This window comes from Halopenitus salinus (assembly GCF_055397165.1).
In genome coordinates, this window is record NZ_AP043853.1 from 652658 (window position 1) to 667956 (window position 15299).

The window sequence follows — 15299 nt, forward strand, 5'->3', positions numbered from 1 at the left end:
CGTTATTTCGGCCCCGTCCGTGGGGACGGTATGCGCGTACTCTCCGATTCCGACGTCGAGTCGGTGCTCGATCTCACGGAGCTGCTCGCGGTCGTCGAGGAGGCCTTCGAGCGTCAGGGTCGCGGCGAGGTCGAACGTCCCGAACGCCCGCACTTCCCGGTCGGGAAGGGGCTCGTCCCGCCGGGAGATCCGGACGGCGCGGCCAGCGACGAGCCGCTCGGGACCGGGCTGGCGATGCCGGCGTACATCCACGGCGCGGACACCTACGCCACGAAGCTCGTGGGCGTCCACGAGGGGAACGCGGAGCGGGGACTCCCCACGGTCAACGCCACGATCGCGGTGACCGACGCGGCCACCGGGCAGCCGGTCGCCTACATGGCCGGATCTCGGGTGACGAACGCCCGAACCGGCTGTATCGGCGGCCTGGCGGCACGGGCGCTCGCGCCGGAGGGGCCGGTGACGCTCGGGCTGATCGGGGCCGGCCAGCAGGCGCGGTGGCAGGCGCGCGCCATCGACGCCGCGACCGACCTCGAGCGCGTTCGGGTGTACTCCCCGAGCGACTCGCGAGTCGCGTGCGCGAGCGACCTGCAGGCGGAGGGCATCAACGCGGTCCCCGTCGAGTCGGCCGCGGCGGCCGTGACGGACGCCACGGTCGTCGTCACCGCGACGACGGCGCGAAGTTCGGTGTTCGACGGCCGCGATCTGCGGGACGGGGCGCTCGTGGTCGCGATCGGTGCCTACACGGAGTCCATGCGCGAACTGGACGAGCGGACGATGCGCCGCGCGGACCGGATCTTCGCGGACGTCCCCTCGGAGGCGGCCGAGACGGGCGACGTGCCGTCGGCGTTCGCCGACGAGCTGATCCCCTTCTCGTCGGCGCTGTCGGGAGCGGCGGGACGCGAGACGGACTCGGAGGTCATCGTCGTCGAGTCCGTCGGGACCGCGGTGCTCGATGCCGCCGCGGCCGAACACCTCCACGAGGCGGCGCTTTCGGCGGGCGTCGGAACCGAGATCGGGCTGTAGTCTCAGCTCGCGACGTACGCGCGGTGGCCAGAAGCGGCGTCGATCCTCCTACTCCGCGATCTCGACGTCGATCTCCGCACGCTCGACGGCGAGTCGGAAGGTCGGCACGGTCCGGTAGACCGTCTCGACGACGTTCTTGCGCTCCAGGCTCCGAAGCGCGCGTCGGACGTCCTCGACGTCGGGATCGAGGTCGAACTCCTCGCGGACCTTTCGCAGGACGCTCACGACCGACTCGGAGCGCTCGTCGGGTCCGGCGACGACGTCGAACACGCGTGCCTCGAGTTCGGGGACGCGGATGACGCTCGGCGTGCCGTTCGGATCGTTCGCGTCCGCCTCGATCCCGGGTTCGACGTCGACGAGGTCGGCCGCCTCGGGCGTTGCGCGGATGAGACTGTCGTCGTCGCGGTAGTAGTGGTCCTTCAGGTGGGACTCGAGGTAGCCGTGGACCTCGCTTCCCGACTCCATGTCCCACGCCTCCTGCAGCGCCGCGTTCTTCGTCGGCTGTAACCGCACGACGTCGGCCAGCCGGGCCAACTCCTCGTCGGTGAGACTCATGGGGTGGGGTATCGTTCGCGTCTGTAAGGACGTTCCGAAACGCCTCGGTGGGATCGAAGCGCCTCAACGAGATCGAAGCGCCCGAGGGAATCGAGGCGCCTCGGTGGGATCGAAGACGATCCCGCCGGATCGAGGAACGGGTACAACGGCCGCGCGGCTGGGGAACGGTTTTGACCGAGCCGCGAGAGACGGTATCCATGGCGGACGAGACAATCAGGCTGGAGCGGGAGGACGGCGTGGCAACGCTCACCATCGATCGCCCGGACGCGCTCAACGCGCTCGACGTCGAGACGCTGGAGGCGATGGAGACCACGCTCGACGAGGCGGCGGACTCCGAGGCGCGCGTCCTCGTGGTGACCGGCGCCGGGGACACGGCGTTCGTGGCCGGCGCGGACATCTCATACATGCGCGATCTGACGACGCCGGAGGCGCAGGCGTACGCCGAGTTGGGCCATCGCGTGACGAACGCGATCGCGTCGTTTCCCGGCCCGACGATCGCCGCGATCAACGGACACGCCCTCGGGGGCGGCTGCGAGCTCGCGCTGGCGTGCGACCTTCGGGTCGCCTCCGAGCGAGCGACCCTCGGTCAGACGGAGATCGACCTCGGGATCATCCCCGGCTGGGGCGGCACGCAGCGGCTCTCGCGGATCGTCGGCGACGAGACCGCCCGCAGACTCGTGTTCTTCGGCGACCGACTCGACGCGACGGACGCCCACGAGATCGGGCTCGTCGGCGAGGTCGTCGCCCACGCGGAACTCGACGAACACGTCGCCGAGATCGCCGCGGAACTCGCCTCGAAGCCGCGGTTCGCGCTCGCGGCCGCAAAACGGGCGCTCGATGCGGTCCACGAACAGCCCCTCGCGTCCGGCCTGCGGTTCGAGCGTCGGACCTGGTCGGGGCTGTTCGGCACGCACGACCAGCGCGAGGGCATGAGCGCCTTCCTCGAGAAGCGCGATCCGGACTTCGAGTGAGGGCCGGGACGACGACACGCAATCGAGCCGGATCGAACGGATCGACGGGACCGACCGAACCCACCTGATCGACCGGGGCGACGCGCTCCCGACACCCTTATGCGAGCCGATGGCATGCGAACGGACATGGAAGACATCCTCGTCGGCCGCGTGATGACGAGCGACGTGATCACCGTCCACCCGGACACCTTCGTCGAGGAGGCGGCCTCGTTGCTCTTGGAACGGGGCGTCGGATCGCTCGTGGTCGTCGACGACGACGGGCGTCTCGAGGGAATTCTCACCTCGACCGACTTCGTCGCCATCGTCGCCGCGAGCAAGCCGAAGGCACAGACGACCGTCGAGCGGTACATGAGCACGGACGTGACGACGGCGAGCGCCCAGGACCCGATCATCGAGGTCGCGGATCGCATGGTCGACCTCGGCGTTCACCACCTGCCCGTCGTCGACGACGACGGCGGGGTCATCGGGATCGTCTCGACCACCGACCTGGCGGAGTACCTCTCCGGTCTGGAGACGAAGCGGACGGTCTGAGGCGGACCGCACGGTGCGTTCGATTCCCGTTCCGGGTCGCCACCCCGACGACCGCGCTCACGTCGCGTGGCCGAGCGTCTCCTCGACCTGCGTGATCACCATGACCAGCGCGACGACCCCGAGGAACGCGCCGACCGCGAAGGGAACGACGAAGCCGTAGCTCACGAGGATCCCGGAGGTGAGCGGGCCGAGAGCGATGCCGAATCCGAACCCCATGGTGAGGATCGAGAGGGTGGATCCGGACTCACCCTCGCGAGCCACGTCTCCGGCGAGCGCGAGGGAGGGAGCGAACACGAGCGCGACCGCGACCCCCTGAATCAGCCGTACGACGAGCATCGCCTCCGGAGTGAGGACGATCCCCTGAAACAGCGTCGAGGGGACGAGCAGGACGAACCCGGCGAGCAGGAACGGCCGGCGGCCGAACCGGTCGCAGGCCCGCCCAACCGGGACCTGGAGGATCACGTTCGTGATCGTGACCGCCGCGAACTGGGTGCCGAACCAGACCGGCGCCTGGTCGAGCCGGACGTTGACCTGGTTCTGCAGGGTGGCGAAGAGGGCGATGCACACGCCCATCGCGACGGTCGCGAGCCCGAGCACGAAGACCGGATCGAGGAGCCGGTCCTCGCCGCGGATCCGGATCGACACGTCGGTCCCGGCGGCTCGCGCCGATTCCTCGGTGTCGGAGACGAGGAGGTACACTAACGCGAACGAGAGGTACGCACCCGCACACGCGGCGACGAAGGACGCGTCGAATCCGGAGAGGCTTCCGTCGAGGCCGACGACGCCCAGATCGTAGGGTCCCCGCTCGACGATGATCCCGGCGAGGATCGGCCCGAATCCGAAGCCGATCAGGCGAAAGGTGTTGAACACGCCGAAGTTCCCGCCGCGCTCGCTCGGGCTCGCGGCGTACTCGTTGACGAGCGCGACGACGGCGGGGATGGTCAACGCGGCGCCGAGTCCCTGGGCGGCACGCAGGACGACGAGCATCCAGTACTCGCTCGCGAGGACGTACAGGCCGCTCGCGGTTCCGAGAAGCGCGATCCCGGCGAGGACGAACGGCTTTCGACGGCCGGTCCGATCGGAGAGGCGACCGGTCCAGGGCTGTGAGAGACTGTTGAGGAAGCCGAAAAGCGACAGGACGACGCCGATGAGGAGCGGCTCCGTGACCGCGATCGACGCGCCGGCGATCCCGACGCGGGTTCCCAGCAACGCCTCGACGTCGACGAGGCCGCTCGCGATGTACAACGGGAGGACGACGATCAAAAACGAGTTGCCGATCGCGCCGACCATCCGGGCCAGCGCGAGCACGATCACGCGCCTGTCCGCGTCGGTGATCGCCGACGTCGCCGCTCCCAACGAACCCATCTACGGTCGGGTTCGGGTGTCGACCTAAAGGGCCTTCTGGACCGAACGCGGCTCGTCGAAGCGGCGAGGACGGGGCCCGTCGAAACGGCGAGGACGGACGGATCGTCGAAACAGCGCAGCGCCGCAGCGGCGCAACGGCCGACGGTTGAACGCGGATGGACCGTGGAGGTCGACCGGATCAGACCGCGGACGTTAGGAGTTCTGATCCGCCGATTCCTCGGTCTTCCCCTCGCGTCGATCCCTCGCCGTCATATCCGGGTCCCGATCCGCCGGGTCGCCGTGTCCGCCGGCACCGGGCGTCCGGATCGTCACCGTCGTGCCGGCGTCGGCCTCCACGGTCGTCTTCGAGGCGACCGGATCGCCGTCGATCAGGTTCTCGCCGACGGCGCCGTCCGCGCCGCCCGCGACCCCTCGCGGAGCGCGACGGCGACGCTCCGAGAGAACGGAGACGGTGGCGTCGGCCTCGAGTCTGAGCACACGCTCGAGCCCGAGCCCCCCGCGGAACTCGCCGTCGCCGCCGCTTCCGGGCCGGAGCGCGTACCGCTCGACCGACATCGGATACTCGTTCTCGATCGACTCCACCGGCGTGTTGAGCGTGTTCGTCATGCCGACGTGAACGCCGTCCATTCCGTCGCGGTCCGGACGGGCGCCGAACCCGCCGCCGATCGTCTCGTAGTAGGCGAACGAGCCGTCGCGCGCGCCGACGGTGAGGTTGTTCATCGTCCCCTGGCCCTGGGCCGGAACGCGGTCCGGTGCGGCCCTCGCGAGCGCCGCGAACACGACGTCCGTGACCCGCTGGCTCGTCTCGACGTTGCCGCCGACGACCGCCGCCGGGGGCTCGGGATCGAGAAGCGATCCATCCGGAATCCGGACCGAGACCGGGTCGTAACAGCCCTGATTCGGCGGGACGTCCGGATCGGTGACACACCGGACGACGAAGTAGACCGCGCTGTGAGCGACCGCGCTCGGCGCGTTGAGGTTCCCCTCGAGTTGTCCGGCCGTCCCCGCGAAGTCGACCTCGATCGACCGGCCGTCGATCGTGACCGCGACCCGGATCGGGACGTCCTCGTCCGTGACGCCGTCGCCCTCGAGGACGTCCGTCGCCTCGTAGGTCTCGTCCGGCAGCTCGGCGATCGCCGCCTCGATCCGGTCGCGCGAGTAGTCGATCACGGCGTCGAATCCGGCCGAGACGACCTCGCGGCCGTACTCCTCGATGAGGTCGCCGAGGCGGCGCTCGCCGCGCTCGTTCGCGGCGAGTTGGGCTCGGAGATCCGCGCGCCGCTCGCGGGCGTTTCGGACGTTGGCCAACACGAGCGACCGCACCTCCTCTCGGATCTCCCCGTCCGCGACGAGCCGTATCGGCGGGATCCGAAGCCCCTCCTGGTGGACGTCCCGCGCGCCGGCGGGCATGCTTCCGGGCGTCATCCCGCCCACGTCCGCGTGGTGGGCCCGCGAGACCGCGTATCCGACGATCTCCTCTCCGGCCCCGGGCGCGAGCGCAGACACCAGCGTCACGTCCGGCAGGTGGGTCCCTCCCGTGAACGGGTCGTTGAGCACGAAGACGTCGCCAGGGGCCGGATCGCGCTCGCGGACCGCCGCGACGGCCGCCGGCATCGCGCCGAGGTGGACGGGGATGTGTTCGGCCTGGGCGACCATCCGTCCCGCGGCGTCGAAGAGCGCCGTCGAGCAGTCGCGCCGCTCCTTGATGTTCGGCGAGTAGGCACCGCGGATCAGGGTCCGGCCCATCTCCTCCGTGATCCCCTCGAGGCGGTTTCGGAACACCTCGAGGGTCACCGGGTCGATCCGTTCCGACGCCGATCGTTCCGATTCCGTTCGCCCCGGCTCCGATCGATCCGTCATCGTTCGTCCACCCCCTCGTGAGTCGCCACGAGAGCGCCGTCGGCGAGGATCTCGCCTCCCCACCCGGGCGGCAGGACCGTCGTGCTCTCGCCGCGTTCGAGGATCGACGGCCCCGAGATCGACGCGCCGGGCGCGAGTCGGCTTCGGTCGTAGACGTCGGTCTCGCATCGCCCGGCGTCCGGGAACCGAACCGCCCGGGTTCCGATCCGTGGATCACCTCCGCCCTCGTGCCGGAGCCCGGGCGTCTCGCCCGGAACGGTGGCCGTCGCTCGGAGGGTGACGATCTCGATCGTCTCCGGGAGGGCGTAGCCGTGAGCGCGCTCGTGGGCCTCGTGGAACCGCTCCGTGATCGCGGCCGGATCGACCGGCTCATCGACCGGGACGGTGAGTTCGAAGCTCTGTCCGACGTAGCGGCAGTCGGCGGCGCGCTCGGTCCGGGCTCCCGCCGAGGCGTCCGCGAGGACCACCTCCTCGAGTTCCCCGTAGACGGCCTCCAGGGATCCGGGATCCGCCCCGTCCAGTTTCGTCCCGACGGTCCGGGCCGCGTCGTAGGTCTCGTCGGCCGCGAGCAGGCCGAACGCGGAAAGCACTCCACCCGAGCGCGGAACGACGACGCGATCGACGCCGAGATCATCCGCGAGCGCCGTCGCGTGCATCGGTCCCGCCCCGCCGAAGGCGACGAGCGAGAACGTCCGCGGGTCGTGTCCTCGCTCGACGGTCACCGTCCGGATCGCCCGCGTCATCGTCGCGTTCGCGACGCGATGGACGCCGCGAGCCGCCTCCATCGGACCCTCGAGGCCGGCCGACTCGGCGAGGTCGGCCATGACCTCGCGGGCGGCGTCGGCGTCGAGATCCACCTCGCCGCCGAGCGAGGCGTTCGGGCCGATGTATCCGAGCACGACGTTCGCGTCGGTGACGGTCGGCTCCGCTCCGCCGCGACCGTAGCAGGCGGGACCGGGAGTGGCGCCCGCGGAGCGCGGGCCGACGCGAAGGGCGCCGCCGGCGTCGACCCACGCGATCGACCCGCCGCCGGCGCCCACGGTGTGGACGTCGACCATCGGCGTCCGGATCGGGTGGCCGTCGATCGCGGAGTCCGTCGTCCGCTCGACCTCGCCGTCGCGAACGAGGCTCACGTCGCTCGAGGTCCCTCCCATGTCGAAGGTGATCAGTCCCGAACGCGGATCCACGTCGTCCGTGGGGACGGAATCATCCTCGTCATCGCCGCTACCGTCCGATCCCGAATCGACGGTCGCCGCCGCGCCGACGACGCCCGCGGCGGGGCCCGAGAGCGTGGTCGCAACCGCCCGGTTCCGAACCGTCTCGGGGGCGGCCGTTCCACCGTTGGCCCGCATGATCCGCGGAGTCGGCAGGCCGATCTCACGCGCGCGTTCCACGAGCCGACCGACGTAGTCGTCGATCGCGGGGCGAACGTAGGCGTCGACGACCGTCGTCGCGGTCCGTTCGTACTCGCGGAACTCCGCGAGGACCTCGTGGGACGTCGAGACCGGAACGTCGAGTTCCTCCCGCAGCGTTCGCGCGAGGACGCGCTCGTTCTCCGGGTCCGCGTAGGCGTGCAACAGGCAGATCGCGACCGATTCGATCCCCCGCTCGCGAAGCGTCCCGGCGAGGTCGGCCGCGTCCTCCGGATCCACCGGTCGGAGGACGCCTTCAGGCGTCGCCCGTTCGTCGATCTCGAAACGCAGATCGCGGGGGACGAGCGGCTCCGGCTTCTCCGCGTCGAGGTCGTACAGCGCCGGGCGGTCCTGTCTTCCGATCTCGAGGACGTCGCGGAACCCCTCCGTGGTCACGAGCGCGGTCCGCGCGCCGGCTCGCTCCAGGAGGGCGTTGACGGAGACGGTCATCGCGTGGGCGAACTCGTCGATCGACTCCGGCTCGATTCCGGCGCGACCGCAGGCCTCGCGGATGCCGCGGATGACGCCGACGCTTTGATCGTCCGTCGTCGGCACCTTGGCGGTGACGAGCCGGCCGTCGACCGCGAGCGCGACGTCCGTGAACGTGCCGCCGACGTCGACGCCGATCCGCCGCGAGCCGTCGGGCTCCGACCCCTCGGTGGCGTCCGATCGAGTCGCCCCCTCAGGAACCATGTCGGCTCCCGCGCGTGGTCGAGTCGATGGCTGCTTGCGTCCGGGTCACGACGCACACGACGATCCCGTCGTTTATATACCCTGGCGTGGCTTTCACCGGGCATGGAGTTCTGCGACGAGTGCGGATCGATGATGAAGGCCGGCGAGGGCGAGGACCACTGGGTCTGTTCGTCCTGCGGGTTCGAGAAGGGGCGCGACGAGGAGGCCGAGGCCACGATGGTCACGACCCAGGGCCAGGAGTCCTCGGAGATCGTCGACGTCAGCGACGCCGAGGACAAGGGGCTGCCGACGACCACCGCGCACTGTCCCGAATGCGGCAACGACACCGCCTACTGGTACATGCAGCAGATCCGGTCGGCCGACGAGTCGGAGACGCGCTTTTTCGTCTGTACCGAGTGCGAACACAAGTGGCGCGAGGACGACCACTGAGGCGATCGAGACCGCGTCGCGAGAATCCGGACGCCGGGCCCCAGGGCCAACCGACTCCGACTCAGGGCCGCCGCGCGAACGTGAGATAGCCCGTGTGACCGACGCCGGCCGTCGAGGGGCGCGAGCCGCGTTCGGAGAAGTCCATCTCCCGCTGGATCGTCTCCAGGGACTCCACTCCCTCGAGGCCCGCCTCTCGGGCGGTCTCGACGACCGAGCGCGTCCCCTCGACGAACGGGGAGTAGGCGGCGAGGAAGCCGCCGGAAACGAGCAGTTCCGGCGCACGGGAGACGACGTCCGCGGCGTCGCCGGTATCGAGCGTGAGCACGTCGAAGTCGGGCTCCGACTCGACGAGCGCGTCGACCTCCGCGGTCAGATCGCCGGTTCGAACGTCGACCACGTCGTCGACCCCGGCGATACGCATGTTCTCGCGGGCGACGTCGGCGAAGTCGGGATCACGCTCGTAGGTCGTCACCTCGGCGCCCGCACGCCCCATGGCGACGGCCAGGATTCCGGTCCCCGTTCCGGCGTCGAGGACGCGGTCGCCACGGCCGATCCCGGCGTGGCCGATCACGAGCCCGACGTCCCGGGGCATCATCGGCGCCCCAGTCCGATCGAGGTGGTCGAAGAGGTCGGCGAGCCGGAGCTCGCGGACCTCGAAGGTCTCGCCGAGGTGGGTCTCGACGACGTCGCCGCCGGAGACGTCCTCCGGGACCTCGATGACGCCGAGGTCGGTGCCGAACTCCGCGCCCGGTTCGAGCAGGTACTCCCGGCCGTCGCCGACCAGGAGGTAGGCCGGGTCGGTCACTCGAGACGGGCGATCGCGGCGGCCAGATCTCCGTCCTCGGCCTCGAGCGCCTCGATCGCGTCCTCCTCGGGGACGCCGGCCCGCTCCGCGACGATCGCCACGTCGTCTGCGGGGATCGCGGACGCGTCACCCTCGTCGTCTCCGTCGGGACCGGAAGCGGATCCGCCGCTTCCGCCGGTTCCGGCCTCGACGGACTCGGGCTCGCCGACGACCTGGTAGGTCTCCTGGCCCTGGGCGTCCATCCGGGTGACCTGGGGGCCGTCGAAGACGAGGTCCTCCTCGTCGGTCCGGATGACGACCTCCTCGACGTCGAGTTCGGTGACGTCGATCCCCATCTGTTTCATCATCTGTTTCATCTTCCGCGGGTTCATCCCGCCGCCTCCAAGCATACGCCGAGAGTCGACGCCTGATTGGAAAAGGGTGACGGACCGGATCGTTCGACCTCGAGCCCGATCGTTCGGCCTCGAGCCGGAACCGGGGGCGATCCCTCACCCTCCAAGAGTTAAGTCCCGAACGCGCCGAGGGATCGGTAATGTACGATCCGGACGAGCTGGAGGCGATCCGCGAGGCGAAAGACGAGTGGGAGGAGGAGACCTACGGACCCACCGTCGACCGCTTCGGCGAGCGCGAGGACGCCTTCGAGACGGACACCGAGGGCCAGCCGATCGACCCGCTTTACACACCCGACGACGTCGCCGACCTCGAGTACGAGGAGGATCTCGGCTTTCCCGGCGAGGAGCCGTTCACCCGCGGCGTCTACTCGACGATGCACCGCGGACGGCTCTGGACGATGCGCCAGTACGCGGGCATGGGAACCGCGAGCGAGACGAACGAGCGGTTCCACTACCTGATCGAGGAGGGGTCCTCGGGACTGTCGATGGCGTTCGACCTCCCGACGCAGATGGGATACGACTCCGACGCCGCGATGGCCGAGGGCGAGGTCGGCCGGTCCGGGGTCGCGATCGACACCCTCGACGACTTCGAGCGCGTCTTCGAGGGGATCCCCCTCGACGAGGTCTCGACGTCGATGACGATCAACGCGCCCGCGGCCGTCCTGTTGGCCATGTACGTCGCAATCGGCGACCAGCAGGGCGTCCCCCGCGAGCAGCTTCGCGGGACCATCCAAAACGACATCATGAAGGAGTACATCGCCCGGAACCTCTACATCTACCCGCCCGAGCCCTCGATGCGGCTCATCACCGACGTCTTCGAGTTCTGCGCCGCGGAGACCCCGAACTTCAACACGATCTCGATCTCGGGCTACCACATCCGCGAGGCCGGCTCGACCGCGGCCCAGGAGGTCGCCTTCACGCTCGGTAACGGGATCGAGTACGTCGAGGCCGCCGTCGACGCCGGACTCGACGTCGAGGAGTTCGCACCCCAGCTGTCCTTCTTCTTCAACGCGCACAACGACATCTTCGAGGAGGCGGCGAAGTTCCGCGCGGCCCGGCGGCTGTGGGCGAAGATCATGCAGGAGCGGTTCGACGCCGAGAGCTCGAAGGCGAAGCAGTTGAAGTTCCACACCCAGACCGGCGGATCGACGCTCACCGCCCAGCAGATCGAGAACAACGTCGTCCGGGTCGCCTACCAGGCGCTCGCGGCGGTCCTCGGCGGGACCCAGAGCCTCCACACCAACGGGAAGGACGAGGCGCTCGCGTTGCCCACCGAGCAGTCGGTCCGGACGGCGCTTCGCACCCAGCAGATCCTCGCCCACGAGTCCGGCGCCGCCGACACGATCGATCCCCTCGCCGGGTCCTACTACGTCGAGAGCCTGACCGACGGGATCGAGGAGCGCGCCGTTTCGATCATCGAGTCGGTCGACGAGCGTGGAGGGATGCTTCCGGCCGTCGAGAGCCAGTGGGTCCAACGCGAGATACAGGACGTCGCCTTCGAGCGGCAACGCGAGATCGAGGAGGGCGAGCGGATCATCGTCGGCGTCAACGAGTACGAGAGCGACGAGGACCCGGAGATCGACCTGGAGGAGGTCGACCCCGAACGCGAGAACGAACAGCGCGAGCGCCTCGAGGCGGTGAAGGACGAGCGTGACTCCGAGGCCGTCGAGGAGGCGCTTGAGGCGATCCGGGAGGCCGCGAACGCCGAGGAAAACCTCCTCCCGTACATGGTCGAGGCGGTGAAACGATACGCCACCGTTCAAGAGATCTGCGACGTGCTCCGCGAGGAGTTCGGGGAGTATCAGCCCGGCTCCGCGCTCTGAGTGGGACGGCGATCCCCTCGCCGTTTGGCCCTTCGCCGTCCGATGGCTATCTCCCGTCGGATATCCCGACGAGGGTGACCTATCCCTCGAAGCTTCCGACGCCTCCCTCGGGAGGCGAGACGATCTCGAAGCTCCGCTCGCTCCAGTCGTCCTCGACGAAGACGAACACGCGCCCGCCGGCGACCTCCGGATCGGCCTCGATCTGGGCTCGTTCGCCGGTCCGTCTCGCAGCGACGCCGGGGAACAGCTCCTCCCCCTCCCCGGGTTCGAAGATCACGCGGCCGACGCCGGTGTCCTCGAGGATCTCGTCGTGGGTCTTCAGGTCGTTCACGTAGGTCATCACGCCCTCGGTCTCCGTCGGATCGGTGACGAGGACGTGCATCTCCTTGCCGGGAGCGGCGGTGAGCGTTCCCTCCACCGCCGAGGGCGCTCCTCGATACAGCGTGGTTCGGCCGTCGAGATACTCCACGACGACGCCTTCCTCGCGGAGTTCGACGCCGATGGTGCTCGGCGGGACCTCCGAGCGCGCGTTGGCGGACATACCGTCAGTTGGGCCGGCGGCCCCAAAAGCGGCGCGCTCGGTCGGGCGGCCGGTCGTGGAGTGCCATCGGACCGAAGAGACGTACCCGGGACCGTCACACCTTTGCGGGCGCCCTCGGTTCGATCGGTATGCACGGACGGGCAGCCGCACTCGGTGCGGGGACGGTACTCAACGCGCTCGCGACGGAGACCGGCTCGGCGTTCGGCCTCGACGTCGAGACCCGGGCGACGGTGGAACTCGATCCGAATTCCGACGGCGTCGACGGCGAGATCGCCGAGGACCCGGAGGCCGAAACGGCGCTCATCGAACGCTGCGTCGAGCTCGCGACCGAGCGCTGGGGAGACGGCGAGGGCGGAACGGTCAGGACCGAAAGCGACGTGCCGCTCGCGGCGGGACTCAAGAGCTCGAGCGCGGCCGCGAACGCGACCGTGCTCGCGACGTGTGACGCGCTCGGAGCCACCGTCTCCGGGGCTCACGGGGAGACTGAGGAGGGGATGGGCGCCGACCTCGACCGTCTAGAGGCGTGCCGCCTCGGAGTGCAGGCCGCACGCGAGACGGGCGTCGCGGTCACCGGGGCCTTCGACGACGCCACGGCGTCGATGCTCGGCGGCCTCACGGTCACGGACAACGCCGCGGACGAGCTGCTCGATCGCGGATCGGTCGAGTGGGACGTGCTCGTCTGGACGCCGCCCGAGCGCTCCTACAGCGCGGACGCCGACCTCGACCGCTGCCGGAACGTGGCACCGATGGCGGACCTCGTCGCCGACCTCGCCCTGGAGGGACGGTACGCCGAGGCCATGTCGGTGAACGGGCTCGCGTTCTCGGCGGCGCTCGGGTTCTCGCCGGATCCGGCCGTCGAGGCGATGCCGCACGTCTCCGGCGTGTCGCTTTCGGGAACCGGCCCGAGCGTCGTCGCCGTCGCGGACCCCGGCGACCCGGAGGCGGATCTCGATCGCGTTCGGGAGCTGTGGTCCGAGCGTTCCGGAACCGTCCGATCCACGACGACCCGGAACGATGGTGCAAGGATTATTGCGGAGTGACGACGAGGGGGATCCATGAGCACGAACGACGCGGACCCCGAACAGATGGAACTCGACGAGCTGCGCGCCGAGATCGAGGACATCGACCGCGAGATCGTCGAGTTGATCGCCCGCCGGACCTACGTCGCCGACACCGTCGCCCGGGTCAAAGCGGAGCGGGACCTCCCCACGACCGACGAGTCACAGGAGGCCCGCGTGATGGAGCGCGCCGGCGAGAACGCGGAGCAGTTCGACGTCGACGCCAACCTCGTGAAGGCGATCTTCCGGCTTTTGATCGAGTTGAACAAGGTGGAACAGCGGGAGAGTCGGTAGGCGATAAAAAAGGCGTTTCAGGGATTCTAACGACGTATTAAACGATCAGTACGTCGATTTGTCCTCATCGGTCGGTTCGAGTGGGACCCGTTCTACCTCGATCTCTTCATAATCTTTCTCGGATGAGAGTACGTCCATCCCCCGCGTTTCCGCAGTCGCCGCGTGGAACGCATCGAACGGCGTCATCCCCCCCTCGTAGTAGTTGACGGCTTTCAGCACGACCTGTTTCTCTTCTTCGTCCCGCACGGGGACGAGTTCGAGCAGGTTCGCCACCAGCGGAACGTAGTCGAACTCGTAACGTTCCCGAGCGAGAAGGAGTTCGAGATACGAGAACGGTGACGTTTCGACATCGTATTCGGTGAGAGCGTCCTCTGCGGAACGCTGTAACCAATCGGTATCTTTGGCGAGTGCGAGCAGGAAATCCGTCTCGACGTACACCGTCATCCGTCGCCGCCGGCTTCCTCAGCTTCGTCTTTCGCCTCTGCCTCGATATCCTTCCGAATTTCCTCGACGGATGCATCGTGGAGTTCGCCTGCCGCCTCGCGGACAGCGGCGAGCGGGTCGTCTGCGACCGGAATCAGCTCGATTCTGTCCTCGTACATAACGATGTGATATTTTTGGCCGTACTTCTCGCGCACCTCTTTCGGGATGTATAGCCGCCCCTGCCCGTCCGTCTCTGTTGACATATCGGATACTACGTTACCATGAACAAAGAATTTTACCACCAAACCTCGACGAGTGGTGTTCGACGGGGCGTTTCAGCAGCTTGTATGGTGGAATTCATCCGTGTGAACTACCCCGCTCTACGACGTGTTTGGCGAGCGCGTGGAGGATTTGCTGAAATCCCGCGCGCGTCACGTTCAGGCGGTGTTCACTCGAGTCCGAGGCTCAGTTTCAGCGCGTCGTCCACTTCGTTCATCGTTTCTCCGTCGAGACGTCCCGCGACCGAGTGAATCCGCTTTTCGACGGAAACGGCCCGAATCTGGTCGAGACGGATAGCGGAGTCTTTTTCGAACGGAGAACCGTCCGCTTCGACGATCACCTCAAAGGGGTAGCCACGGGGCGTTCCAGTGGCTGGCGCGACGATGGTCGTACTGGAGTTTTGGTTTCCAACGTCGTTCTGGACGACCACCGCTGGTCGAGTCTTCCGCATCTCGTGCCCTTCGGCGGGATCGAGTCGGACGACGACCACGTCTCCACGGCGAACCGCTACTGCCTCGCTCATTCATCCAGCCCAGTCCACGCTTCGTCCGACACCCCATCCCAGTCCTCGGCCAGCGTTTCCGCACTTTCAGAGGCCTCGCGATACGCGGCTGCCAGTTCCTCGTCATCCGGCCGATCGGATTCGACATTCACGACGGCTACCGTGACGCGTTTGTTGGCGTACTCCGTCCCGAGGTAGATTCGACCCCTGTCGTCCGTCTCGTTCGTCCGCAGATCCCGCGCGTCGACTTTCATTATGTTACCCACTATTACCCACTGAAGAATAACTCTTGTTCACTATTACCCATCCCCATCGTTTCGCCCGAAACGTTATCGAGTTCAGC

18 protein-coding genes are annotated in these 15299 nt (G+C 68.5%); 7 read left to right on the plus strand and 11 right to left on the minus strand.

Going from position 1 to position 15299, the window contains the following annotated elements:
• The first annotated feature begins 30 nt into the window (after positions 1-30).
• A complete protein-coding gene (locus tag ACZ5YD_RS05060; RefSeq protein ID WP_379744856.1) occupies positions 31-1023 on the plus strand; it encodes an ornithine cyclodeaminase family protein in 993 nt (330 codons plus the stop codon).
• 48 nt (positions 1024-1071) lie between these two features.
• On the opposite strand, the gene ACZ5YD_RS05065 is transcribed toward ACZ5YD_RS05060, so the two are convergent.
• Positions 1072-1578, minus strand: a complete 507-nt coding sequence (locus tag ACZ5YD_RS05065) for a DUF5797 family protein (RefSeq protein ID WP_379744853.1) — start codon at positions 1576-1578, stop codon at positions 1072-1074.
• A gap of 197 nt (positions 1579-1775) precedes the next feature.
• Here ACZ5YD_RS05065 and ACZ5YD_RS05070 point away from each other — a divergent pair, with 197 nt between their 5' ends.
• Positions 1776-2549: an enoyl-CoA hydratase/isomerase family protein gene (locus ACZ5YD_RS05070; protein WP_379744850.1), complete on the plus strand. Its 774-nt coding sequence runs from the start codon at positions 1776-1778 to the stop codon at positions 2547-2549.
• A 126-nt stretch (positions 2550-2675) separates the two neighbouring features.
• The gene (locus ACZ5YD_RS05075) at positions 2676-3080 is read left to right on the plus strand and encodes a CBS domain-containing protein (protein ID WP_379744847.1); all 405 of its coding nucleotides are present in this window, start codon (positions 2676-2678) and stop codon (positions 3078-3080) included.
• Positions 3081-3137: 57 nt separating this feature from the next.
• Here the strand turns inward: ACZ5YD_RS05075 and ACZ5YD_RS05080 are convergent, their stop codons facing one another.
• From ACZ5YD_RS05080 to ACZ5YD_RS05090, 3 genes are all read right to left on the minus strand, one after another.
• Positions 3138-4445 carry an MFS transporter gene (locus tag ACZ5YD_RS05080; protein WP_379744844.1) on the minus strand — a complete coding sequence of 436 codons (1308 nt, stop codon included), beginning with the start codon at positions 4443-4445 and terminating at the stop codon, positions 3138-3140.
• A 192-nt stretch (positions 4446-4637) separates the two neighbouring features.
• The gene (locus ACZ5YD_RS05085) at positions 4638-6305 is read right to left on the minus strand and encodes a hydantoinase B/oxoprolinase family protein (protein ID WP_379744841.1); all 1668 of its coding nucleotides are present in this window, start codon (positions 6303-6305) and stop codon (positions 4638-4640) included.
• Complete coding sequence (locus tag ACZ5YD_RS05090; RefSeq protein WP_379744838.1) at positions 6302-8410, minus strand: hydantoinase/oxoprolinase family protein; 2109 nt, start codon at positions 8408-8410, stop codon at positions 6302-6304. Before ACZ5YD_RS05090 ends, ACZ5YD_RS05085 begins: the two co-directional genes overlap by 4 nt.
• Before the next feature lie 102 nt (positions 8411-8512).
• Between ACZ5YD_RS05090 and ACZ5YD_RS05095 the strand changes: the two genes are divergently transcribed.
• Positions 8513-8839, plus strand: coding sequence for a transcription factor S (locus ACZ5YD_RS05095; RefSeq protein WP_379744835.1), 327 nt, complete (start codon positions 8513-8515; stop codon positions 8837-8839).
• Between the two features lie 61 nt (positions 8840-8900).
• Here ACZ5YD_RS05095 and ACZ5YD_RS05100 read toward each other — a convergent pair whose 3' ends face one another.
• Together ACZ5YD_RS05100 and ACZ5YD_RS05105 are read right to left on the minus strand one after the other, a co-directional pair.
• Entirely contained in the window at positions 8901-9644 is a 744-nt protein-coding gene (locus ACZ5YD_RS05100; protein WP_379744832.1) for a 50S ribosomal protein L11 methyltransferase, read from the minus strand.
• A complete protein-coding gene (locus tag ACZ5YD_RS05105) occupies positions 9641-10033 on the minus strand; it encodes a nascent polypeptide-associated complex protein (RefSeq protein ID WP_379744829.1) in 393 nt (130 codons plus the stop codon). Before ACZ5YD_RS05105 ends, ACZ5YD_RS05100 begins: the two co-directional genes overlap by 4 nt.
• 143 nt (positions 10034-10176) lie before the next feature.
• On the opposite strand from ACZ5YD_RS05105, the gene ACZ5YD_RS05110 reads away from it, so the two are divergent.
• The gene (locus ACZ5YD_RS05110; protein WP_379744826.1) at positions 10177-11859 is read left to right on the plus strand and encodes an acyl-CoA mutase large subunit family protein; all 1683 of its coding nucleotides are present in this window, start codon (positions 10177-10179) and stop codon (positions 11857-11859) included.
• 79 nt (positions 11860-11938) lie between these two features.
• Here ACZ5YD_RS05110 and ACZ5YD_RS05115 read toward each other — a convergent pair whose 3' ends face one another.
• Entirely contained in the window at positions 11939-12400 is a 462-nt protein-coding gene (locus tag ACZ5YD_RS05115) for a DUF5796 family protein (protein WP_379744823.1), read from the minus strand.
• 128 nt (positions 12401-12528) lie between these two features.
• On the opposite strand from ACZ5YD_RS05115, the gene ACZ5YD_RS05120 reads away from it, so the two are divergent.
• Together ACZ5YD_RS05120 and ACZ5YD_RS05125 are read left to right on the plus strand one after the other, a co-directional pair.
• A complete protein-coding gene (locus ACZ5YD_RS05120) occupies positions 12529-13440 on the plus strand; it encodes a shikimate kinase (RefSeq protein ID WP_379744820.1) in 912 nt (303 codons plus the stop codon).
• A gap of 15 nt (positions 13441-13455) precedes the next feature.
• Positions 13456-13752: a chorismate mutase gene (locus ACZ5YD_RS05125; protein ID WP_379744817.1), complete on the plus strand. Its 297-nt coding sequence runs from the start codon at positions 13456-13458 to the stop codon at positions 13750-13752.
• A gap of 45 nt (positions 13753-13797) precedes the next feature.
• Here the strand turns inward: ACZ5YD_RS05125 and ACZ5YD_RS05130 are convergent, their stop codons facing one another.
• The 4 genes from ACZ5YD_RS05130 to ACZ5YD_RS05145 form a co-directional block, all read right to left on the minus strand.
• Positions 13798-14196 carry a PIN domain-containing protein gene (locus tag ACZ5YD_RS05130; protein ID WP_379744813.1) on the minus strand — a complete coding sequence of 133 codons (399 nt, stop codon included), beginning with the start codon at positions 14194-14196 and terminating at the stop codon, positions 13798-13800.
• Complete coding sequence (locus ACZ5YD_RS05135) at positions 14193-14438, minus strand: AbrB/MazE/SpoVT family DNA-binding domain-containing protein (RefSeq protein ID WP_379744810.1); 246 nt, start codon at positions 14436-14438, stop codon at positions 14193-14195. The genes ACZ5YD_RS05130 and ACZ5YD_RS05135 overlap by 4 nt, the downstream gene beginning before the upstream one ends.
• A 185-nt stretch (positions 14439-14623) precedes the next feature.
• Complete coding sequence (locus tag ACZ5YD_RS05140; protein ID WP_379744807.1) at positions 14624-14977, minus strand: type II toxin-antitoxin system PemK/MazF family toxin; 354 nt, start codon at positions 14975-14977, stop codon at positions 14624-14626.
• A complete protein-coding gene (locus ACZ5YD_RS05145) occupies positions 14974-15210 on the minus strand; it encodes a hypothetical protein (RefSeq protein WP_379744804.1) in 237 nt (78 codons plus the stop codon). The genes ACZ5YD_RS05140 and ACZ5YD_RS05145 overlap by 4 nt, the downstream gene beginning before the upstream one ends.
• Positions 15211-15299 lie beyond the last annotated feature (89 nt).

Coding starts and splice junctions, on each gene's coding strand:
- ACZ5YD_RS05060 (WP_379744856.1), top strand. CDS start 31: ATGCGCGTACTCTCCGATTCCGACGTCGAGTCGGTGCTCGATCTCACG.
- ACZ5YD_RS05075 (WP_379744847.1), top strand. CDS start 2,676: ATGGAAGACATCCTCGTCGGCCGCGTGATGACGAGCGACGTGATCACC.
- ACZ5YD_RS05085 (WP_379744841.1), bottom strand. CDS start 6,305: ATGACGGATCGATCGGAGCCGGGGCGAACGGAATCGGAACGATCGGCG.
- ACZ5YD_RS05130 (WP_379744813.1), bottom strand. CDS start 14,196: ATGACGGTGTACGTCGAGACGGATTTCCTGCTCGCACTCGCCAAAGAT.
- ACZ5YD_RS05125 (WP_379744817.1), top strand. CDS start 13,456: ATGAGCACGAACGACGCGGACCCCGAACAGATGGAACTCGACGAGCTG.
- ACZ5YD_RS05105 (WP_379744829.1), bottom strand. CDS start 10,033: ATGCTTGGAGGCGGCGGGATGAACCCGCGGAAGATGAAACAGATGATG.
- ACZ5YD_RS05145 (WP_379744804.1), bottom strand. CDS start 15,210: ATGAAAGTCGACGCGCGGGATCTGCGGACGAACGAGACGGACGACAGG.
- ACZ5YD_RS05140 (WP_379744807.1), bottom strand. CDS start 14,977: ATGAGCGAGGCAGTAGCGGTTCGCCGTGGAGACGTGGTCGTCGTCCGA.
- ACZ5YD_RS05115 (WP_379744823.1), bottom strand. CDS start 12,400: ATGTCCGCCAACGCGCGCTCGGAGGTCCCGCCGAGCACCATCGGCGTC.
- ACZ5YD_RS05120 (WP_379744820.1), top strand. CDS start 12,529: ATGCACGGACGGGCAGCCGCACTCGGTGCGGGGACGGTACTCAACGCG.
- ACZ5YD_RS05070 (WP_379744850.1), top strand. CDS start 1,776: ATGGCGGACGAGACAATCAGGCTGGAGCGGGAGGACGGCGTGGCAACG.
- ACZ5YD_RS05095 (WP_379744835.1), top strand. CDS start 8,513: ATGGAGTTCTGCGACGAGTGCGGATCGATGATGAAGGCCGGCGAGGGC.
- ACZ5YD_RS05065 (WP_379744853.1), bottom strand. CDS start 1,578: ATGAGTCTCACCGACGAGGAGTTGGCCCGGCTGGCCGACGTCGTGCGG.
- ACZ5YD_RS05090 (WP_379744838.1), bottom strand. CDS start 8,410: ATGGTTCCTGAGGGGGCGACTCGATCGGACGCCACCGAGGGGTCGGAG.
- ACZ5YD_RS05110 (WP_379744826.1), top strand. CDS start 10,177: ATGTACGATCCGGACGAGCTGGAGGCGATCCGCGAGGCGAAAGACGAG.
- ACZ5YD_RS05080 (WP_379744844.1), bottom strand. CDS start 4,445: ATGGGTTCGTTGGGAGCGGCGACGTCGGCGATCACCGACGCGGACAGG.
- ACZ5YD_RS05135 (WP_379744810.1), bottom strand. CDS start 14,438: ATGTCAACAGAGACGGACGGGCAGGGGCGGCTATACATCCCGAAAGAG.